This window comes from Kribbella pratensis, assembly GCF_004365355.1.
Taxonomy (GTDB): domain Bacteria; phylum Actinomycetota; class Actinomycetes; order Propionibacteriales; family Kribbellaceae; genus Kribbella.
In genome coordinates this window covers 396,528-417,365 of record NZ_SODP01000002.1, presented here as the reverse complement: position 1 = coordinate 417,365, position 20,838 = coordinate 396,528, and the positions used below count along the sequence as shown (strand labels likewise).

The following is a 20,838-nucleotide window of genomic DNA, read 5'->3' as shown; positions in this document are numbered from 1 at the left end:
AATGCAGAGCAAGCTGGACGTCCAGAAGGCAGATGTGCTCGCCAAGGCGGTGGCAGCGGGCACCCATGGGCACGACAAAATGGTCGACCCGGGCAAGCTGAGGACGTTCCTCGAGCAGTACTACCGGCACGTCGCCGCCGAGGACGTCGCGGAGCGCCAGCCGAACGACTGTCTGGGCGCCGCGCGGCATCATTACAAGTCCGCGATGAGCCGCCCGCAGGGTACGGCGAAGGTCCACGTCTTCACCCCGACCGTCGATGAGCACGGCTGGTCCGCGAGCGGCCGGACCGTCGTCGAGATCGTCATCGACGACATGCCGTTCCTGGTCGACAGCGCCTCGATGGCGATCACCGAGCACAACCTCGAGCTCCAGCTGCTGATCCACCCGCAGTTCGTCGTACGCCGTGACGTCGCCGGCACGCTGCAGGAGGTCCTGGACGACAGCGCCGCCGCGGACGGGCACGACCTGGTCCGCGAGAGCTGGATGCACCTCGAGATCGAGCGGATCGCCGACGTCGCCGAGCACCGCGCGCTCGAGCAGGCGCTGCAGAAGGTGCTGAACGACGTACGCGAAGCCGTCGAGGACTGGCCGAAGATGCACGAGAAGGCGGTCAGCATCGCCGCCGGGCTGAAGGCCGACGACCTGCCGGTCCCCGAGAGCGAGGTGGAGGAGGCCCGCGAGCTGCTCGAGTGGCTGGCCGACGAGCACTTCACCTTCCTCGGCTACCGCGAGTACGACTTCACCATGGAGGGCAAGCAGGGCATCCTGCGCGGACGTCCCGGGACGGGTCTGGGCATCCTCCGGTCGGACCCGAAGCCGGGCTCCGGCAAGCTGCCGCCCGAGGTGAGCGCCAAGGCGCAGGAGCGGAAGCTGCTGATCCTCACCAAGGCCAACTCGCGCTCCACCGTGCACCGGTCGACCTATCTCGACTACGTGGGCATCAAGCAGTTCGACGAGAACGGCGAGCCGGTCCGGGAGTGTCGCTTCATCGGTCTGCTCTCGTCGACGGCGTACACCGAGAGCGTCATGCAGGTGCCCGTGCTGCGACGCAAGGCGCTCGAGCTGTTCCGCCTGACCGGCTTCGACCCCAACAGCCACAGCGGCAAGGGCCTGCTCGACGTACTCGAGACGTACCCGCGCGACGAGCTGCTGCAGGCCCCGGTGGAGGACCTGCTGCCGATCGTGCAGTCGGTGCTGCACCTGCAGGAGCGGCGTGCGGTCAAGCTGTTCGTACGGCGTGACGTCTACAACCGGTACCTGTCCTGCCTGGTGTACCTGCCGCGTGACCGCTACACCACTGCGGTCCGACTGAAGATGCAGCAGATCCTGAAGGACGCTATCGGCGCGGAGACCGTCACGTACGCCGCGTACGTCACCGAGTCGGTGCTGGCCCGCGTGCACTTCGTGGTCCGGATGAAGCAGGGCGAGACCGTCGGGGAGTACGACGCGGACCTGCTCGAGCAGCAGGTGATGGACGCGACCCGTGCCTGGGCCGACGACTTCACCGCCGCGCTGCACGCACAGGGCGGCGACGGTGCGGTCACCAAGCTGTCCCGCCGGTACGCACAGGCGTTCCCGGAGGCGTACAAGGAGGACTTCGACGCCCGCGTCGCGGTCAACGACGTACATGTCCTGGAGAGCCTGCCGGCCGAGGACGGGCTGGCCATGTCGCTCTACAGCCCGATCGACGAGGAGTGGGAAGGCGAGCGCCGCTTCAAGGTCTTCCGGCGAGGGACGGCGCTGTCGCTGTCGCAGGTGCTGCCCCACCTGAGTGCGATGGGTGTCGAGGTGATCGACGAGCGGCCGTACGAGATCCGCTGCGACGACGGCACGATGGCCTACATCTACGACTTCGGCCTGAAGGCGCCCGAGGACACCGAGGAGCGCGAGGACCTGCGCAAGCTGTTCTCCGACACGTTCCAGGCCGTCTGGGAGGGCCGGGCCGAGTCCGACAAGCTGAACGCACTGGTGCTGCGCGGCAATCTCAGCTGGCGGCAGGTGTCGATCCTGCGCGCATACCAGCGCTACATCCGCCAGGGCGGCACACCGTTCAGCCAGGACTACATCCAGAACACGTTCCTGAACCACGTGGACGTCGCCGGTCTGCTGGTGCAGCTGTTCGAGACCAGCTTCGACCCGGCGCTCGGCCCGGCCGACGATCCGGACCGGACCATGCGGACCGATCAGCTGGAGAAGGAGATCCTGGCCGCACTGGACACCGTGCAGAGCCTGGACGAGGACCGGATCCTGCGGTCGTACCTGACCGTGATGAAGGCGACGCTGCGGACCAACTACTTCCAGCCGGGTCCCGACGGGCAACCGCGGTCGTACCTGTCGCTCAAGCTGGAGCCCAAGGCGATCCCGGACCTGCCCCAGCCGCGGCCGGCGTACGAGATCTTCGTCTACTCGCCGCGGGTCGAAGGTGTGCACCTGCGGTTCGGCGCGGTCGCGCGCGGCGGTCTGCGCTGGTCGGACCGGCGCGAGGACTTCCGCACCGAGGTGCTCGGGCTGGTCAAGGCGCAGATGGTGAAGAACTCGGTGATCGTGCCGGTCGGCGCGAAGGGCGGGTTCTACGCCAAGCAGCTGCCGGATCCGTCCGTCGACCGGGATGCGTGGCTGGCCGAGGGCATCGCGTCGTACAAGACCTTCATCTCGGGGCTGCTGGACATCACCGACAACATTGTTGCCGGTGACATCGTTCCGCCGCGCGACGTGGTCCGGTACGACGGTGACGACGCTTACTTGGTCGTTGCCGCGGACAAGGGAACCGCGACGTTCTCGGACATCGCGAACGGGGTCGCGAAGGAGTACGGGTTCTGGCTGGGCGACGCGTTCGCTTCCGGCGGCTCGGTCGGCTACGACCACAAGGCGATGGGCATCACCGCCCGCGGCGCCTGGGAGTCGGTCAAGCGGCACTTCCGCGAGATGGGTCACGACTGCCAGACCGAGGACTTCACCGTCGTCGGCGTCGGCGACATGTCCGGTGACGTGTTCGGCAACGGCATGCTGCTGTCCGAGCACATCCGGCTGGTCGCGGCGTTCGACCACCGGCACATCTTCCTCGACCCGACGCCCGACGCGGCCTCGTCGTTCGCCGAGCGGCGGCGGCTGTTCGAGCTGCCGCGGTCGTCCTGGGCGGACTACGACGCGTCGCTGATCTCCGCCGGCGGCGGGGTGTTCCCGCGGACGGAGAAGGCGATCCCGATCTCCACCGAGGTGCGCGACGCGCTCGGCATCGAAGGCAGCCCGGCGACGCTGACGCCGGCCGAGCTGATGAACGCGATCCTGAAGGCGCCGGTCGACCTGTTCTGGAACGGCGGCATCGGCACGTACGTGAAGTCGTCGGCCGAGTCGAACGCCGACGTCGGCGACAAGGCCAACGACGCGATCCGGATCAACGGCTCCGACCTGCGGGCCCGCGCCGTTGGCGAGGGCGGCAACCTCGGCTTCACCCAGCTCGGCCGGATCGAGTACGCCGCGACCGGCGGCCGGATCAACACCGACTTCATCGACAACGTGGCCGGCGTGGACACCTCCGACCACGAGGTGAACATCAAGATCCTGCTGGACAAGGTGGTTGCCGACGGCGACCTGACCGAGAAGCAGCGCAACGACCTCATCGCGTCGATGACCGACGAGGTCGGCGCGCTCGTGCTGAAGAGCAACTACCGGCAGAACATCGCGCTCGCCAACGCCGGCGCCCAGGCCGCGGCGCTCATGCACGTTCACCAGGACTGGGTACGGCGGCTGGAGCGTCAGGGCCTGCTCGACCGCGAGCTGGAGTTCCTGCCGAGCGTGACGGAGTTCAAGCGGCGCAAGGCCGAGGGCCGCGGGCTGACGTCACCCGAGCTCTCGGTGCTGATCGCCTACACCAAGATCGTGATGGAAGCCGAGCTGCTCAAGACGACGCTGCCGGACGACCCGTTCCTGAAGCACAAGCTCGCGAGCTACTTCCCGAAGGCGATCCAGGAGCGGTTCGAGGACCAGATCCAGAGCCACCAGCTGCGGCGCGAGATCATCACCACGCAGATCGTCAACGAGTTCGTGAACACGTCGGGCATCACGGCGTACCACCGCCTCTCGCTGGAGACCGGCGGGACGGTCGAGGACGTCGTGCGCGCGAACCTCGCGGCCAGCAGGATCTTCTCGCAGCCGGAGCTGCTGTCGCGCAACGCCGAGCTGGACAACATCGTCGCCGCCGAGACACAGACGCACATGCGGCTGGAGACCCGGACGCTGGTCGAGCGGGCGACGCGCTGGCTGGTCAGTAACCGGCGGCCTCCGGTCGACATCGAGGATCTGATCGAGTTCTTCGGCCCGGGGATCGCGAAGCTGACGGCGGCGCTGCCCGACGTACTGCGGGGCCGCGAGCTGGCCCTGTTCGAGCAGCGGCGGGAAAGCCTTGTGCAGAAGGGCGTTGCCGACGACTTCGCCACCCGGATCGCGGTGCTGCCCCCGGCGTACGCCGGACTCGGCATCGTCGAGACCGCGTCCCGCGACGACATCGACATCCTCGAGGTCGCCAGGGTCCACTTCGCCTTGGGCGAGCGGCTGCAACTCGGCCGCTTCCTGGAGCGGATCATCGGCCTGCCCCGCACCGACCGCTGGCAGACGATGGCCCGCGCCGCCCTCCGCGACGACCTGCACGCCGTCCACTCCCGCCTCACCCGACAGGTCCTGGCCACCACCGACGCCTCGGCCGAGCCGGAGAACCGGGTTATCACCTGGCAGGACCAGAACGCCGTGGCCCTGTCCCGCGCCTCCTCCATGCTCGAGGAGATCGTCGAGACCGAAGGCCCCGAACTGGCCCAACTCTCCGTAGGCCTCCGCCTGGTCCGAACCCTGATCGCCAACCAGGGGTAGGTCAGCGCTCGGAGACCACCACGTCGACGGAGTAGTGGTCGGCGCGGTAGCAGTGGTTGCCGTATTCGATCGGGGATCCGTCGGCGGCGTAGGCCGAGCGGGTCATGGTGACGAGCGGCTCGGCCTTGGACATGTGGAGCGTACGGCGCTCGTCGGCGGTGGCGTTGCGGGCGCCGATGCGCTGGCGGGCGACCGTCGGGCGGATGCCGCGGGCCCGGAGTACGGCGTACAGGCCCTCGTGCGTGAGTTGTTCCAGCGTGAGGTCGTTGAGGGCCGGCGGCAACCAGTTGCGCATGATCGCGAGTGGTACGTCGTCGGCGTAGCGAAGCCGGACGATCGAAACCAGCGGGGTGCCGGGCGGGAGCTCCAGGACCGTCGCGGCGCGGTCGTCCTGCGCTTCGCAGTCGAGGGACAGGACCTCCGTGCGGGGAGTCCGGCCCTCCCGCTCGAGGTCCTCGTACAGGCTGGTCAGCTCGGCCTTGCGGTGCACCATCTGGCTCGCAACCGTGGTGCCGATGCCGCGCCGGCGGACCAGCAGACCCTGGTTGACCAGCTCGGCGATCGCGCGGCGCACGGTCGGCCGGGACAGGCCGAGCCGGTCCGACATGGCGATCTCGTTCTCGAACGGATCGCCCGGGCGGAGCGAGCCGTCGGTGATGGCGGACGTCAACTGCTCGGCCAGTTGGTGATACAGCGGCACCGGGCTGGCCCGATCGATACTGACCGGAAGAGCAACCATGGGCGGATGTTACATGATCAAGGTATGTATGTCGTGACGTGAAAATGTGTTAACAAAGTGTTGACACTCTGCTGCCTCCCGGGGAAGCTGACGGAGGCGTGCTGACGGGCGAGCGGAGAGGTGACCGGAATGCGGATCGGGTTGGTCGGGGTCGGGCGGATCGGGGCGTTCCACGCCGCGACGCTCAAGGGTTTGCCGGCGGTGGATCAGGTGGTCGTCGCCGACGCGGACCCGGGCCGGGCGGAGCTCGTCGCGAAGGATCTCGGGCTGGAGTTCGCACCCGACGTCGACACGCTGCTGGCGAGCCGTCCGGACGGCTTCGTCATCGCGGCCGCGACCTCGGCGCACGCGAAGCTGATCGCGGCCGCGGTGGCGGCCGGGATCCCGACGTTCTGTGAGAAGCCGGTGGCGATCGACCTGGCCGAGACCAAGCGCGTGGTCGAGCTGGTCGAGAAGGCCGGCGTACCGGTGCACATCGGCTTCCAGCGCCGGTTCGACCATGGGTACCAGACGGCCGCGGCGCAGGTCCGGTCCGGCGAGCTCGGGTTCATCCACCACATCCGCGCGAACACGAACGACGCGTTCCCGCCGCCGGCGGAGTACATCCCGACCAGCGGCGGGTTCTTCCGCGACTGCACCGTGCACGACTTCGACATCATCCGGTTCGTCACCGGCCGCGAGGTGGTCAGCGCGTACGCGACCGGTGCGAACCGCGGCGAGTCCTTCTTCGGTGAGTACGGCGACGTGGACGCGGCGGCTGCGCTGCTGACCCTGGACGACGGCACGTTCGTCGCGGTCAGCGGCACGCGCTACAACGCGGCCGGCCACGACGTACGGATGGAGGTGCTCGGCAGCCTCGGTTCGATCGCGGTCGGGCTGGACGAGCACACCGCACTGCGCTCGGCCGAGGAGGGCGTGACCTTCCCGAGCGGTCAGCCGCATGCGACGTTCATGGACCGCTTCCGCCTCGCGTACGCCGCGGAGCTGGCCGCCTTCACCGAGGTCGTCGCCGGCGCCCGCGAGGTCCCGTGCACGGTGCGGGACGCGTATCAGGCGTTCCGTACGGCGGACGCGTGTGAGCTGTCCCGGCGCGAGAATCGCGTCGTGAGCCTGGATGAGATCGCATGAACCGTTCACTAGCAATCGTTCACCAGCAGAGGAGACCGGTCGATGACTGACCTGGTGCACAGGATCGCAGGCGCCCCGATCTCTTGGGGTGTGTGCGAGGTACCCGGGTGGGGATGGCAGTACGACCCGCAGACGGTGCTCGCCGAGATGCGCGAGGTCGGCCTCGCCGCGACCGAGTTCGGACCGGACGGATTCCTGCCGGTGGATCCGGCCGAGAAGGCGAAAACCCTTGCAGATGTGGGTCTTCGGGCGGTCGGCGGCTTCGTTCCGGTCGTGCTGCACGATCCGTCGTACGATCCTGCTCCGTCGGTTGCCACGGCACTCGAGGGCTTCGTCGCCGCCGGCGCGACCACGCTGGTGCTCGCGGCCGCGACCGGGCAGGACGGGTACGACGACCGCCCGGTGCTGGACGAGACCGGGTGGAGCACGTTGCTGGGCAACCTTGACAAGCTGTCAGAGCTTGCGGCCGCTCGGGGCGTACTCGCGACGATCCACCCGCATGTCGGCACGATGGTCGAGAACGCTGACGACGTCGACCACGTGGTGAGCGGGTCGTCGATCGGTCTCACGCTCGACACCGGTCACCTGCTGATCGGCGGCGTCGACCCGGTCGCACTGGTGGTCAAGCACACGGACCGCGTACGCCACACGCACTTGAAGGACGTCGACGCCACCTGGGCGGCGCGAGTGCAGGCGGGCTCGGTCAGCTACACGGACGCCGTACGGCAAGGGATGTATCGGCCGTTGGGTGCCGGAGACATCGATATCGCCACGATCGTGGGGACGCTCGAGCAGGCCGGGTACGACGGTTGGTACGTGCTGGAGCAGGACACGATCCTGCCGGAGCGGCCGACCGGCGAGGGGCCAGTGGTCGACGTACGGACGAGCATCGCGCACTTGCGGGAGATTGCGGGTCGGGTCTGATGGTGGACGACGTACTGACGATCGGGCGGATCGGGGTCGACCTGTATCCGTTGCAGGCCGGGACGCATCTCGAGGATGTGGAGTCGTTCGGGAAGTTCCTCGGCGGGAGCGCGACGAATGTGGCGGTCGCGGCGGCGCGGCACGGGCGGAAGTCGGCGGTGATCAGCCGGACCGGGAACGATCCGTTCGGGACGTTCATCCACCGGACGCTGGGTGAGCTCGGCGTCGACGATCGGTTTGTCTCGCCGGTCGACGGGCTGCCTACGCCGATCACGTTCTGCGAGATCTTCCCGCCGGACAACTTCCCGCTGTACTTCTACCGGTTCCCGAAGGCGCCGGACCTGGTGATCAACCCGTCCGAGCTCGACCTGGACGCGATCCGGGAGGCGCGGATCTACTGGTCGACGGTCACCGGGTTGTCCGCGGAGCCGTCGCGGTCGGCGCACTTCGCGGCGTGGGAGGCGCGTGAGCGGAGGCCGATCACCGTGCTCGACCTCGACTACCGGCCGATGTTCTGGGCCGATCCGAGCGAGGCGCACGAGCAGGTGTCGCGGGCGCTGGACTACTGCACGGTTGCTGTGGGCAACCGCGAGGAGTGTGAGGTCGCGGTCGGCGAGACGGACCCCGACAAGGCGGCGCAGGCGCTGCTCGATCGTGGGCTGGAGCTCGCCGTGGTGAAGCAGGGGCCGCGTGGGACGTTGGCACGTACCCGCGATGAGCGCGTCGAGGTCCCGCCGTACCCGGTCGAGGTGGTCAACGGACTCGGCGCCGGCGACGGCTTCGGCGGCGCGCTTTGCCACGGTTTGCTCTCGGGCTGGCCGCTGGAAAAGGTCATCCGCTTCGCGAACATCGCCGGCGCCATCGTCGCCTCCCGCCTCGAATGCTCCACCGCCATGCCCACCACCGAAGAAGTCCTGTCCAAGTTGGGTGACCCCTCATGACCAAACGAGACCAGGACCCGTACGACGAAGACGCCCGCCCCATCCCCATCCATCGCCCCACCCCAACCCCGACCGAAGAAACCATCCACGACCCCGCCCCCAACGACCCCACAATCGCGGTCAACCGCGCCACCCCCACCGACTCGCCGTTCGCGCCTCAGCCAGCTGCGAACGACCCGACCGCTGCGTACCGCGGGGTCCCCAGCGACTCACCATTCGCGCCACAGCCGGGCGCGAACGACCCAACTGTTGGCGCCCAGCGCCCTGGCCACGGCTCGAACGACCCGACGGAGGCCTACCGCAGCGCGCCGAGCGACTCGCCGTTCGCGCCGCAGCCGGGTGCGAGCGACCCGACTGTCATAGCCCAGCGTCCAGCCCCCGGGTCGAATGACCCGACGGCCGCCCAGCGCGGCGCGTCGAGTGAGTCGCCTTTCGCGCCGCAGCCGAGTGCCAACGACCCAGCCGTCGCGCAGCGCGGCACCCCGAGCGACTCGCCGTTCGCGCCGCAGCGGGGTGCGACTGACCCGACGACTGCTGCGCAGCATCCCGGCTCGCCCACACGCCCAGCACACCAGGCAGCTCCAGGCGCGGGCGATCCGACGCTCGCCCAGGGCGGCTCCCAGAGCGACTCGCCGTTCGCGCCACAGTCGGGTGCGAGCGACCCGACTGTCATAGCCCAGCGTCCAGCCCCCGGGTCGAACAACCTGACGGTTGCCCACGAGGCCGCGCCGAGCGACTCGCCGTTCGCGCCGCAGCCGGACGCACGGCAGGCATCTCCAGGCGCCGGCGATCCGACGGCCGCTCACCGGGGCACGCCGAGCGATTCGCCATTCGCATCACAGCCAGGCACGAACGACCCGACGGTCGCGCACACACCCTATGACTCTCCGTTTGCGACGGAGGCGGGTGTGAACGATCCGACGGTTGTCGTGCAGCGCTCGGGCTCCGGGGCGAATGACCCGACGGTTGCTCACGGGGGCGTGCCGAGCGACTCGCCGTTTGCGGCGCAGTCGGGTGCGAACGATCTCACGGCTGCTGCCGACGACCCGGGGCACAGCAACCCCCCGCAGGGCGGGGCTCCGGCCTGGCAGGACGAGGCGACGGTCATCGCCCCGGAGTCAGCCCCCGCCACCGCTGGCACCTTCGCCAACTCCGGCACGCCCGGTGCCTTCGCCGACCCCGCGACCCCTAGTGTGGCCGGCACCGACGGCACCGGCGCCCCCGGAACGTTCGACAACGCCGTGAGCGCGGACGCGACCGGCACGCCTGGCGTCCCCGGCGCCTTCGCCAACCCCGCTAACCCGGGCGCGCCTGGCGCGTTCCCTGACCCCGCGAACCCGGGCGCGCCTGACACCTTCGCGGATGCCGCGAGCTCGGGTGGGCTTGGCGCGTCCAACACGGGTGGTGTGGGCGGCGCGCCCGGGTCCTCGGCTGGGGCTGGTCAGCAGGTGGATATGGGTGGGGCGGCGGAGTCGGTGGGGGTGGTGCATTCCGGGGCTGAGTCGACCGTTGAGCGGGGTGTGGGGGAGCAGGGTGGGGAGTGGTTGGGGGATGGGCAGACGACGGTGATCGGGGGACTTGAGTTGCCTGCGGAGCAGGCTGGGCAGGTGCGGTGGCAGGGGTATGGGGAGCGGCTGGCGGAGCTTACTGAGATTCGGGTGCGGCATCCGGAACGGCTGGCTGAAGCGTGGCAGCAGCGGCGGACGCGGGCGTTGGTGGGCGACGACGGACGACTGCTGATTGTTGCTGCAGACCACCCGGCCCGCGGTGCACTCGGGGTACGTGGTGACCGGATGGCGATGGCCAGCCGCCCGGACCTGATCACTCGACTGATGACCGCATTGGAGCGTCCCGGCGTAGACGGTGTCCTCGCAACTCCGGACATCCTCGAAGACCTTCTGCTCCTGGGGGCGTTGGAAGGCAAGGTCGTCATTGGCTCGATGAACCGCGGCGGTCTGCAAGGCGCCGCGTTCGAGGTGGACGACCGCTTCACCGCGTACCGCACGGCGGACGAGATCGCCAGCCGCCGACTGGATGGCGGAAAGATGCTGACTCGCATCGATCTTGGCGACCCTGGAACCGTGACCACGTTGGAGTCCAGCGCCGCGGCCGTCACCGGTCTCGCCGAGCACAAGCTGATGGCGATGGTCGAACCGTTCTGGTCGACCCGCGCCGAGGACGGCCGGGTGACGAACCTGCTCGACCCGGACTCGGTGATCAAATCGATCCACATCGCCTCCGCCCTCGGCGCGACGAGCGCGTATACCTGGCTCAAGCTGCCGGTGGTCGACGAATTGGAGAGGGTGATGGAGGCAACAACCCTCCCGACCTTGCTCCTCGGCGGCGACCCAACGGTCGCACCGGAAGCGACGTACGCGTCGTGGGGTAAGGCGCTTGGCCTCCCCTCCGTACGTGGCCTCGTGGTCGGCCGGGCGCTCCTCTTCCCACCCGACGGCGATGTCGCCGCAGCAGTCGACCACGCCGCAATGCTCGTCCACGGAGGTGTCGCATGACCGAGTGGTTCCGTCGCGCGGGCTCGACGGCGTACGAAGGCTTCGAGGTGATGGTCCGACCGGGCGAGCCCGACTGGCATCACAGCGGCCTGTCGATCCGCACCCTGCTCCCAGGCCAGTCGGTCGAGATCGACACCGGCGACTGCGAGTACATCGTTCTCCCGCTCAGTGGATCGGCCGAGGTGATCATCGACGGCGAGTCGGTCCCGCTCGCCGGCCGCGCTGATGTCTTCGCCGGGGCGACGGACCTCGCCTACGTCCCGCGCGGTACGACATTCGCAGTCGTCAGCGCAGGTGGCGCGAGGATCGCGTTGCCGAACGCCAAGGCTGCGAAGGACGTCCCGTTCCAGCGGATCGCGGCCGACGACGTCGAGACCGAACTGCGCGGCGCGGGCGTCTCCTCCCGCCAGGTTCGGAACTTCGGCATACCCGGTGTGCTCGACGCCGACTCGATCATCGCCTGCGAGGTGATCACGCCGGCCGGCAACTGGTCGTCGTATCCGCCGCACAAGCACGACGAGCACAAGCCGGGGAAGGAGAGCGAGCTCGAGGAGATCTACTACTTCGAGCTGCAGCTGTCCGACGACGTACCGGAAGGTGTCAAGGGCAACGATCCGATCGGCTACCAGCGGGTCTACGGGACCGACGACCGGCCGATCGACGTGCTCGCCGAGGTCCGCAGCGGCGATCTGGTGCTCGTCCCGCACGGCTGGCACGGCCCGGCGATGGCACCGCCCGGCTACGACATGTACTACCTCAACGTGATGGCCGGCCCCGGCACCGAGCGCCAGTGGCTGATCACCGACGACCCGCAGCACGCCTGGGTCCGCGAGCTGTGGAACACCCAACATATCGATCCGCGCCTGCCTTTCGGAAAAGAAGAATCTGTCGGAGGAGATGAGCTATGACGGTGCGTCTCACGGTCGCCCAGGCGCTGGTGCGATTCCTGAGCGTCCAGTACTCGGAGCGGGACGGGGTCCGGCAGCGGCTGATCGCCGGATGCCTGGGCATCTTCGGGCACGGCAACGTCGCCGGGGTCGGCCAGGCGCTCCTGCAGTCGGAGCTCGAGGACCCGAAGGCGCTGCCGTACATCCTGGCCCGTAACGAGCAGGCCATGGTGCACACCGCGGCAGCCTTCGCACGCACCCGTGACCGGCTCCAGACCTACGCCTGCACAGCCAGCGTCGGCCCGGGCTCGACCAATATGGTGACCGGCGCGGCCCTCGCAACAATCAACCGGCTGCCGGTGCTGATCCTCCCTTCGGACGTGTTCGCAACCCGGGTGGCGACACCCGTGCTGCAGGAGCTGGAGAGCTTCGGCGCCGGTGACGTCTCGGTCAACGACGCGTTCCGCCCGGTGTCCAAGTACTTCGACCGGGTCTGGCGACCCGAACAGTTGCCCTCGGCACTGATGAACGCGATGCGGGTGCTGACGGATCCGGTCGAGACCGGCGCGGTCACGCTGGCCCTGCCGCAGGATGTCCAGGCCGAGGCGTTCGACTGGCCGGATGAGCTCTTCGCCGAGCGCACCTGGTACGTCGCACGACCATTGCCGGAGGCATCAATTGTCGACAAGGCGGCAGATCTCCTACGGTCCGCGCAGCGACCGCTGATCGTCGCGGGCGGTGGCGTGCATTACTCGGGAGCCGAGGATGCGTTGCGCGAGTTCGCCGAGCGGACCGGCATTCCGGTGGCGGAAACCCAGGCAGGTAAGGGATCTCTGCGCTACGACCACCCGCAGTCGGTGGGCGCGGTCGGCTCGACCGGGACCACGGCGGCCAACGCTCTGGCTCGTGACGCCGACCTGGTGATCGGGATCGGCACTCGCTACAGCGACTTCACGACGGCGTCGCGGACCGCGTTCGCGAACCCGCAGGTCAGGTTCGTGAACATCAACGTCGCGCGCTTCGACAGTGGTAAGCATGCTGGCCTTCCGGTTGTGGCCGATGCGCGGGAAGCCCTTGTTCTGCTGGGATCGGCGCTGGGCGAGTGGTCGGTGGATGCCAAGTACACAGCCGAGGCCCAGGAACTCACAAGGAACTGGAACGGAACTGTGGACGCAGTTTTCCGGCCCTCCGCGGAGATCACCGCGAAGTTGGCGGAAGGCCTGCTGACGCAGGGCGAGGTGATCGGTGCCGTCAACGAATTGTCGGCGGCGTCTGATGTGGTTGTCTGCGCGGCCGGCTCGATGCCGGGTGACCTCCACAAACTGTGGCGGACGCGCGATCCGAAGGGATACCACGTCGAATATGGCTTCTCCTGCATGGGATACGAGATCGCGGGCGGACTCGGTGTCCGCCTCGGCGCGCCGGATCGCGATGTGTTCGTCCTGGTCGGCGACGGGTCGTACCTGATGATGTCCAGCGAGCTCGCGACGGCGGTCCAGGAGAACCTCAAGATCATCGTGGTTCTCGTCCAGAACCACGGCTTCGCGTCGATCGGCGCGCTGTCGGAGTCGCTCGGCTCCCAGCGGTTCGGTACGGCGTACCGCAAGCGCACCGGCGACGGGCGGCTCGACGGCGACTACCTGCCCGTCGACCTCGCGGCGAACGTTCGCAGCTTCGGCGTCGAGGTGATCGACGTCCACAGCCGCCCGGAGCTCGAGAAGGCGATCCAGACCGCCAAGGCGGCAACCGGACCGATCGCGATCCACGTCACCACCGACCCGCTGATCGGCGGTCCGGACAGCGATTCCTGGTGGGACGTTCCGGTCAGCGAGGTGTCCGAGCTGCAGTCCACGCAAGCTGCCTCGGCGGCGTACGAGGAAAGCAAGAAGACCCAACGTCCGTACCTCACCCCGGCCGAAGGAAACAGCTGATGGGCAAGATCAGCATCGGCACAGCGCCGGACTCCTGGGGCGTCTGGTTCGCCGATGATCCGCAGCAGACACCGTGGACGCGGTTCCTCGACGAGGTCGTCGCGGCCGGGTACACGCGGATCGAGCTCGGGCCATACGGCTACCTCCCGACCGATCCCGTGCGGCTGAAGGACGAGCTGGACCGGCGCGGTCTCACCATCACCGCTGGTACGACGTTCGAGCAGCTACACCGCCCGGACGGTTGGGAATCGACCTGGCGGGACGTCGCAAGAACTGCCGAGCTGACCGCTGCGATGGGCGCGAAGCATCTGGTCGTGATGCCGTCGATGTGGCGCGGCGACAACGGCGAGATCGTCGAGGAGCGATTGGACCATGAGGGGCAGGCCAAGCACGGGCAGGCCGTGACCGAGCTGGGTCGCCGGTTGGCGGAGGAGTTCGGGCTGCAAACGCAGTACCACCCGCACGCGGACGGGCATATCGACACGCAGGACACCGTCGAGCGCCTCCTCGAGGAGACCGACGCAACCTACGTCAATCTGTGCCTGGACACTGGGCATATCAGTTACTGCGGCGGCGACAACCTCGAGCTGATCCGGAAGTACCCGGAGCGGATCGGCTACCTCCACCTCAAGCAGGTGGATCCGAATGTTCTGGCCGAGGTCGACGCCGAGGGTTTGAGCGTCGATGAGGCCGTACGACGGGGCGTGATGTGCGAGCCGCCCAACGGCGTACCCGAGCTGCCGCCGGTGCTCGACGCGGTGGCCGCTCTGGACAACGACGTGTTCGCCATCGTCGAGCAGGACATGTATCCGTGCCCGCCAGACGTACCGCTGCCGATCGCGGAGCGGACGTTGGCATATCTCACTGCATTCGGGGGTGCCGTATCGAGCTGACGGCCGGTGGAGTGTGACACTCTCTGGTCCCACGCAAGTCCGCGGCCTCGCCGCGGTAAATCGGAAAGGCTGGTCGAAGTCATGGTTCGGTGGCAGAAGAAGGCGGTGGCCGCGGGCGCCGCGGTTGCGCTGGCCGCGGCACTGGCGGCATGTAGTTCGTCGGGGGGCAAGCAGTCGGAGCAGAGCTCCGGCGGCAGTGGCGGGAACGTCGCCGACACCCCGCGTATGAAGGTTGCCCTGATCACCCATTCGGGCCCGGGCGACACCTTCTGGGACATCGTCCGGCGCGGCGCCGAGGCGGCCGCGAAGAAGGACAACATCGAGCTGCAGTACTCCGCCGACCCGGACGGCGCCGCGCAGGCCAACCTCGTGCAGACCGCGATCGACTCCAAGGTCGACGGCATCGCCGTGACGCTGAACAAGCCCGACGCGGTGATCCCGAACGTCAAGAAGGCGATCGCGGCCGGCATCCCGGTGACGATCCTGAACGGTGGCCTCGACCAGTGGAAGACCACCGGAGCGCTCGGGTACTTCGGTCAGGACGAGCGGATCGCCGGTCAGGCTACGGGCGAGAAGCTCAAGCAACTCGGCGCGAAGAAGGTCCTCTGCGTCATCCATGAGCAGGGCAACGTCAGCCTCGAGGCGCGCTGCCAGGGCATCAAGGACAAGCTGCCGACCACAGAGAACGTCAACGTCAACGGCACCGACCAGCCGGGCACGCAGGCGACGCTGACGTCGAAGCTGCAGCAGGACAAGACCGCCGACTACGTCGTCGCGCTGAACGCCGGTATCGCACTGACCGCCGTAGCGGCCGCGAAGGACGCGGGATCGTCGGCCAAGATCGGTAGCTTCGACATGAGCAAGGAGATGGCCAAGGCGGTCGCGGACGGCACGGTGCAGTTCGCCGTCGACCAGCAGCCGTACCTGCAGGGCTACCTTGCGATCGACGCGATCTGGCTCTACCGGACCAACGGCAACACCATCGGCGGTGGCGAGGCCACGCTGACGGGGCCGGCGTTCATCGACAAGTCCAACATCGCGGCGGTGCAGAAGTTCGCCGAAGCCGGGACCCGTTGAGGTAACGCCATGGCATCGACCATCACCTCACCGGCTTCGGCCGACGACCGCGTCTCCGCGCGGTCCCTCGGGGCACGACTGCTCAGCCGGCCGGAGATCGGATCGCTGGTCGGCGCGGCTGTCATCCTGGTGTTCTTCCTGATCGCCGCACCGCCGTTCCGCGAGATCAACAACACCGGCACGATCCTCTACCAAGCCGCGCTGATCGGCGTGATGGCGGTGCCGGTCTCGCTGCTGATGATCGGCGGCGAGTTCGACCTTTCGGCGGGTGTCGCGGTGACGACGGCCGGTCTGACGGCGGGTCTGTTCGCGTACCAGTTCAGCGTGAACGTGTGGGTCGGCGTACTAGTCGCCCTGGTGCTCTCGCTGGCGATCGGCGCGTTCAACGGCTGGCTGCTGATGCGGACGGGACTGCCCAGCTTCCTGGTGACGCTGGGCACGTTCTTCATCCTGCAAGGCCTCAACATCGCGGTCACCCGGCTGGCCTCCGGCGCCGTGGCGTCGAACTCGATCAGCGACATGGACGGGTTCAACGCGGCGAAGGCGATCTTCGCGTCGGAGTTCAAAATCGGTGGCGTGACGATCAAGATCATCGTCGTCTGGTGGATCGTGTTCGTCGCGATCGCGGCCTGGGTACTGCAGCGGACCCAGATAGGCAACTGGATCTTCGCGGTCGGCGGCGACGCGGCGGCGGCGCGCGCGGTCGGCGTACCGGTCCGGAAGGTGAAGATCGGGCTGTTCATGACGGTCGGGTTCTTCGCCTGGTTCACCGGCATGCAGCTGCTGTTCGTGCAGAACGGCGTGGTGCAGTCCGGTGAAGGTGTCGGGAAGGAGTTCCTGTACATCATCGCGGCGGTCGTCGGCGGGTGTCTGCTCACCGGCGGCTACGGGTCCGTGGTCGGTGCCGCGGTCGGCGCGCTGATCTTCGGAATGGTCCAGCTCGGTGTCGTGTACGCCGGCTGGAACCCGGACTGGTTCAAGGCGTTCCTCGGGGTTATGTTGCTGCTGGCAACCATTGTCAACCTCGTCGTCAAGAACAGGGCGGAGGCACGATGACCACGACGGACTCGTTCGCGGACGAAGCCTCCGCCAGCCCCAACACGCCGATCGTGCTGCTGGAGGAGGTCGGCAAGAGCTACGGGAACATCAACGCGCTCCGCGGGGTGTCGTTGTCGGTCCGCCAAGGTGAGATCACCTGCGTGCTCGGGGACAACGGCGCGGGGAAGTCGACGCTGATCAAGATCATCGCCGGCCTGCACGACTACACCTCGGGGCGAATGTCGGTGAACGGTGAGGAGCGGCACTTCGGCTCGCCTCGGGAGTCGCTGGACAGCGGCATCGCGACCGTCTACCAGGACCTCGCGCTGGCGCCGCTGATGTCGGTCTGGCGCAACTTCTTCCTCGGCAACGAGATCACCAAGGGTCCGTTCCGGCAGCTGGACTCGACCAAGATGAAGCGGATCGCGCAGGAGGAGCTGACGAAGATGGGGATCTCGATCCCCGACCTCGAACAGCCGGTCGGCAAGCTGTCGGGCGGTCAGCGGCAGTGCGTCGCGATCGCACGCGCGATCCATTTCGGGGCGAAGGTGCTGATCCTCGACGAGCCGACCGCAGCCCTCGGCGTTAACCAGTCCGGGGTCGTGCTGAAGTACGTCGTGAGGGCGCGCGACGCGGGGATCGGGGTCATCTTCATCACGCACAATCCGCATCACGCCTACCTGGTCGGGAACCACTTCGTCGTCCTGAAGCTGGGCCGGGTCGCGCTCGACACGCACCGGTCGGAGATCACGCTGGAGCAGTTGACGACCGAGATGGCAGGCGGCTCCGAGCTCGAAGCTCTGAGCCACGAACTGCGCAGCGTCAACCCTGAACTGGTCGTGGAGAATGAATCCCAGCGGCAGGAGGACACATGAGCGATCTGCGGGTCGGGGTCGTCGGCGTGGGGGTGATGGGCGCCGACCATGCCGAGCGAATCGTGCGGAAGACGGCGGGTGCGCGCCTGGTCGCGGTGTCGGATCCCGATCTGGCGCGGGCCGAGGACCTCGGATCGAGGCTCGACGCTCGCGTCGTGGCCGACCCGCTCGAGCTGATCGCGAGCAACGAGGTCGACGCGGTGATCCTCGCTTCACCCGGATTTGCGCACGCCGAGCAACTGTTCGCTTGTCTGGAGCACGGCAAGCCTGTGCTGTGCGAGAAGCCGCTGACCATGGACGCCGCGTCGGCATTGCAGGTCGTCGAGACGGAGCACAAGCTCGGACGGCAGTTGATCCAGGTCGGGTTCATGCGGCGCTTCGATCCGGAGTACGCCGCCATGAAGCAACTGCTCGACTCGGGTGAGCTCGGGCGGACGTTGCTGCTGCACAACGTCCACCGGAACAAGTCGGCCTCCGCGACGTTCCGCAGCGAGATGATCGTGCGGGACTCGATGGTGCACGAGGTCGACGTCGCACGCTGGTTGTTCGGCTCGGAGATCACCCGGATCACCGTCAGTACGCCGCAGCCGACCAGCCTCGTCGCGGACGGGGTGCTCGATCCGCAGCTGGCCCTGTTCGAGCTGGCGAACGGCGCGATGGCCGACGTGGAGGTGTTCGTGAACTTCCAGGTCGGGTACGAGGTCCGGTGTGAGGCTGTTGCCGAGCGCGGGAGCGCGACGATCGGGCTCGGGTCCGGCGTGTTTACCCGGGCCGGCGGGCAGTGGGGCGGCGCGATGCCGGCCGACTTCCGGGTGCGGTTCGAGCAGGCGTACGACATCGAGGTCCAGCGCTGGGTCGATGCCACCGCGCGCGGTGAGATCGACGGGCCGAGCGCCTGGGACGGCTACGCCGCGGCCGCCGTCTGCGAGGCGGCCCTCGAGTCGCTCAGCTCTGGTAGACCGGTAGACGTCACGCTGGTCGACAGCAGCAAGGTCCTCGGATGAATCACCTTCAGGAATCCGGCAGTGAGGAAGCATCGTGAGTACTGAGATCAAGCGCATCACCCATCTCGTCGGTGGCAGCCCGTGGACCGGCGTGGCCGAGCGGACCAGCAAGGTCTACAACCCGGCGACGGGCCAGGTCACCGGTGAGTTGGACCTGGCCTCGGCGGCGACCGTCGACGAGGTCGTCAAGGTCGCTCACGAGACCTCCAAGGCGTGGGCGCACACCTCGCTCACCAAACGCGCCCAGGTCCTGTTCGCGTACCGCGAGCTCGTGAACCGGGACAAGGAGCGAATCGCGGCGATCATCACCGCCGAGCACGGCAAGGTGCTGTCCGACGCGCTCGGCGAGGTGACCCGCGGTCTTGAGGTGATCGAGTTCGCCTGCGGCATCCCGCACCTGCTCAAGGGCGGGTACAGCGAGGGTGTGTCGACGAACGTCGACGTGTACTCGATCCGCCAGCCGCTCGGTGTCTGCGCAGTGATCTCGCCGTTCAACTTCCCGGCCATGGTGCCGATGTGGTTCGTACCGATCGCCGTTGCCTGCGGCAACAGTGTGGTGATCAAGCCGTCCGAGAAGGACCCGTCGGCGGCGAACGCGATGGCCGAGCTGTGGAAGGAGGCCGGCCTGCCGGACGGTGTGGTCAACGTCGTGCACGGCGACAAGGAGGCCGTCGACCGCCTGCTCGAGCACCCGGACATCAAGTCGGTCTCGTTCGTCGGCTCGACCCCGATCGCCAAGTACGTCTACGAGAACGGCACCAAGAACGGCAAGCGCGTGCAGGCACTCGGCGGCGCGAAGAACCACATGATCGTGCTGCCCGACGCGGATCTCGACCTCGCCGCCGACGCCGCCGTGAACGCCGGATTCGGTTCGGCCGGTGAGCGCTGCATGGCGATCTCCGCGCTGGTCGCGGTCGAGCCGATCGCGGACGAGCTGATCGGCAAGATCAAGGATCGGATGGCGAAGCTGAAGACCGGCGACGGGACGCGCGGCTGCGACATGGGCCCGCTCGTCACCGGTCCACACCGCGACAAGGTTTCCGGGTACGTCGCTGCCGGGGTCGACGAAGGCGCCGAGCTGGTCGTCGACGGGCGCGAGGGTGACTTCGACGGCGCGGCCGACGGGTTCTGGCTCGGTCCGACCCTGTTCGACAAGGTCACCCCGGAGATGTCGATCTACACCGACGAGATCTTCGGCCCGGTGCTGTCGGTCCTGCGTACGGCGTCGTACGACTCGGCGCTCGAGCTGGTGAACTCGAACCCGTACGGCAACGGGACGGCGATCTTCACCAACGACGGCGGCGCGGCGCGACGGTTCCAGAACGAGGTCGAGGTCGGGATGGTCGGTATCAACGTGCCGATCCCGGTCCCGATGGCGTATTACTCGTTCGGCGGCTGGAAGAACTCGCTGTTCGGTGACACCCACGCGCACGGCACCGAGGGTGTGCACTTCTTCACTCGCGGCAAGGTCGTCACCTCGCGCTGGTTGGACCCGTCCCACGGCGGGATCAACCTCGGCTTCCCGACGCACGACTGACTCCATGGAGCAGGTGCAGTTGGCTCGGCGATCGGTGGCGTAGCGGTCAATCCGGGCGCCATCGATCGGCGGCGGCGAGGACATGCTCAGCCGTCTGCACGTAGTCGGCACGGGCAGCGAGGTGTAGCGTCGAAAGCGACCCCCGGGGCATGAGGAGTACCGCGGCGTACCAAGGGCCTGTCGGCCCTGCCCAAGCCAGCGAAGATCAGCCCCGGGAGTGCGTCATGTCGAAGAACAAGGGTGGCCGCGAGGTCCGCAAACCCAAGCAACCCAAACAGCCGAAGGCCAAGCCGGCTGACAGCGCGATCATCCCACCCACCAAGCAGGCGCGGAACAGCGGCCGTTGACCGAAGGAAAACGAGGTTGGGTAACTTCTTGAGGGCGTCGTGAGGACGCGTCGAGACTCGCCGGAAGGCTGGAAGCCACCTCACGTTCCCATCAGGTTGAGCTGCTGACGCGCTCTTGTGGCCCGTGCGAGTCCGGGCGC

15 protein-coding genes are annotated in these 20,838 nt (G+C 68.0%); 14 read left to right on the top strand and 1 reads right to left on the bottom strand.

Going from position 1 to position 20,838, the window contains the following annotated elements:
- The first annotated feature begins 1 nt into the window (after position 1).
- On the top strand, positions 2–4,864 hold the full coding sequence (locus EV653_RS18605; RefSeq protein WP_134105013.1) for an NAD-glutamate dehydrogenase: 4,863 nt from the start codon (positions 2–4) through the stop codon (positions 4,862–4,864).
- Position 4,865: 1 nt separating this feature from the next.
- On the opposite strand, the gene EV653_RS18600 is transcribed toward EV653_RS18605, so the two are convergent.
- Entirely contained in the window at positions 4,866–5,603 is a 738-nt protein-coding gene (locus tag EV653_RS18600) for a GntR family transcriptional regulator (protein ID WP_134105012.1), read from the bottom strand.
- A 129-nt stretch (positions 5,604–5,732) separates the two neighbouring features.
- On the opposite strand from EV653_RS18600, the gene EV653_RS18595 reads away from it, so the two are divergent.
- From EV653_RS18595 to EV653_RS42490, 13 genes are all read left to right on the top strand, one after another.
- Positions 5,733–6,731 (top strand): Gfo/Idh/MocA family protein, encoded by a 999-nt coding sequence (locus EV653_RS18595; RefSeq protein ID WP_134105011.1) that lies wholly within the window; start codon positions 5,733–5,735, stop codon positions 6,729–6,731.
- Between the two features lie 42 nt (positions 6,732–6,773).
- Positions 6,774–7,655: a sugar phosphate isomerase/epimerase family protein gene (locus tag EV653_RS18590; RefSeq protein WP_134105010.1), complete on the top strand. Its 882-nt coding sequence runs from the start codon at positions 6,774–6,776 to the stop codon at positions 7,653–7,655.
- Positions 7,655–8,596: a 5-dehydro-2-deoxygluconokinase gene (iolC, locus tag EV653_RS18585; protein WP_134105009.1), complete on the top strand. Its 942-nt coding sequence runs from the start codon at positions 7,655–7,657 to the stop codon at positions 8,594–8,596. Before EV653_RS18590 ends, iolC begins: the two co-directional genes overlap by 1 nt.
- Before the next feature lie 1,634 nt (positions 8,597–10,230).
- On the top strand, positions 10,231–11,109 hold the full coding sequence (locus tag EV653_RS18580) for a Cgl0159 family (beta/alpha)8-fold protein (RefSeq protein ID WP_134106580.1): 879 nt from the start codon (positions 10,231–10,233) through the stop codon (positions 11,107–11,109).
- Positions 11,106–12,017 carry a 5-deoxy-glucuronate isomerase gene (gene iolB / locus EV653_RS18575; protein WP_134105008.1) on the top strand — a complete coding sequence of 304 codons (912 nt, stop codon included), beginning with the start codon at positions 11,106–11,108 and terminating at the stop codon, positions 12,015–12,017. The genes EV653_RS18580 and iolB overlap by 4 nt, the downstream gene beginning before the upstream one ends.
- Entirely contained in the window at positions 12,014–13,927 is a 1,914-nt protein-coding gene (iolD, locus tag EV653_RS18570) for a 3D-(3,5/4)-trihydroxycyclohexane-1,2-dione acylhydrolase (decyclizing) (protein ID WP_134105007.1), read from the top strand. The genes iolB and iolD overlap by 4 nt, the downstream gene beginning before the upstream one ends.
- Positions 13,927–14,820, top strand: a complete 894-nt coding sequence (locus EV653_RS18565; RefSeq protein WP_134105006.1) for a sugar phosphate isomerase/epimerase family protein — start codon at positions 13,927–13,929, stop codon at positions 14,818–14,820. The genes iolD and EV653_RS18565 overlap by 1 nt, the downstream gene beginning before the upstream one ends.
- 81 nt (positions 14,821–14,901) lie before the next feature.
- Complete coding sequence (locus EV653_RS18560; RefSeq protein ID WP_134105005.1) at positions 14,902–15,897, top strand: sugar ABC transporter substrate-binding protein; 996 nt, start codon at positions 14,902–14,904, stop codon at positions 15,895–15,897.
- Between the two features lie 9 nt (positions 15,898–15,906).
- Positions 15,907–16,953, top strand: a complete 1,047-nt coding sequence (locus EV653_RS18555) for an ABC transporter permease (protein ID WP_134105004.1) — start codon at positions 15,907–15,909, stop codon at positions 16,951–16,953.
- A complete protein-coding gene (locus tag EV653_RS18550; protein WP_134105003.1) occupies positions 16,950–17,810 on the top strand; it encodes an ATP-binding cassette domain-containing protein in 861 nt (286 codons plus the stop codon). The genes EV653_RS18555 and EV653_RS18550 overlap by 4 nt, the downstream gene beginning before the upstream one ends.
- Positions 17,807–18,814 (top strand): Gfo/Idh/MocA family protein, encoded by a 1,008-nt coding sequence (locus EV653_RS18545; RefSeq protein WP_134105002.1) that lies wholly within the window; start codon positions 17,807–17,809, stop codon positions 18,812–18,814. Before EV653_RS18550 ends, EV653_RS18545 begins: the two co-directional genes overlap by 4 nt.
- A 34-nt stretch (positions 18,815–18,848) precedes the next feature.
- On the top strand, positions 18,849–20,351 hold the full coding sequence (locus EV653_RS18540) for a CoA-acylating methylmalonate-semialdehyde dehydrogenase (RefSeq protein ID WP_134105001.1): 1,503 nt from the start codon (positions 18,849–18,851) through the stop codon (positions 20,349–20,351).
- A gap of 224 nt (positions 20,352–20,575) precedes the next feature.
- A complete protein-coding gene (locus tag EV653_RS42490) occupies positions 20,576–20,698 on the top strand; it encodes a hypothetical protein (RefSeq protein ID WP_255510816.1) in 123 nt (40 codons plus the stop codon).
- Positions 20,699–20,838: the final 140 nt, after the last annotated feature.

Bases quoted from the DNA above. Each gene is read 5' to 3' on its own strand.
- EV653_RS18550 (WP_134105003.1), top strand. From the start codon at position 16,950: ATGACCACGACGGACTCGTTCGCGGACGAAGCCTCCGCCAGCCCCAAC.
- iolC (WP_134105009.1), top strand. From the start codon at position 7,655: ATGGTGGACGACGTACTGACGATCGGGCGGATCGGGGTCGACCTGTAT.
- EV653_RS42490 (WP_255510816.1), top strand. From the start codon at position 20,576: ATGTCGAAGAACAAGGGTGGCCGCGAGGTCCGCAAACCCAAGCAACCC.
- EV653_RS18545 (WP_134105002.1), top strand. From the start codon at position 17,807: ATGAGCGATCTGCGGGTCGGGGTCGTCGGCGTGGGGGTGATGGGCGCC.
- EV653_RS18595 (WP_134105011.1), top strand. From the start codon at position 5,733: ATGCGGATCGGGTTGGTCGGGGTCGGGCGGATCGGGGCGTTCCACGCC.
- EV653_RS18555 (WP_134105004.1), top strand. From the start codon at position 15,907: ATGGCATCGACCATCACCTCACCGGCTTCGGCCGACGACCGCGTCTCC.
- EV653_RS18600 (WP_134105012.1), bottom strand. From the start codon at position 5,603: ATGGTTGCTCTTCCGGTCAGTATCGATCGGGCCAGCCCGGTGCCGCTG.
- EV653_RS18565 (WP_134105006.1), top strand. From the start codon at position 13,927: ATGGGCAAGATCAGCATCGGCACAGCGCCGGACTCCTGGGGCGTCTGG.
- EV653_RS18605 (WP_134105013.1), top strand. From the start codon at position 2: ATGCAGAGCAAGCTGGACGTCCAGAAGGCAGATGTGCTCGCCAAGGCG.
- EV653_RS18560 (WP_134105005.1), top strand. From the start codon at position 14,902: ATGGTTCGGTGGCAGAAGAAGGCGGTGGCCGCGGGCGCCGCGGTTGCG.
- EV653_RS18590 (WP_134105010.1), top strand. From the start codon at position 6,774: ATGACTGACCTGGTGCACAGGATCGCAGGCGCCCCGATCTCTTGGGGT.
- iolB (WP_134105008.1), top strand. From the start codon at position 11,106: ATGACCGAGTGGTTCCGTCGCGCGGGCTCGACGGCGTACGAAGGCTTC.
- iolD (WP_134105007.1), top strand. From the start codon at position 12,014: ATGACGGTGCGTCTCACGGTCGCCCAGGCGCTGGTGCGATTCCTGAGC.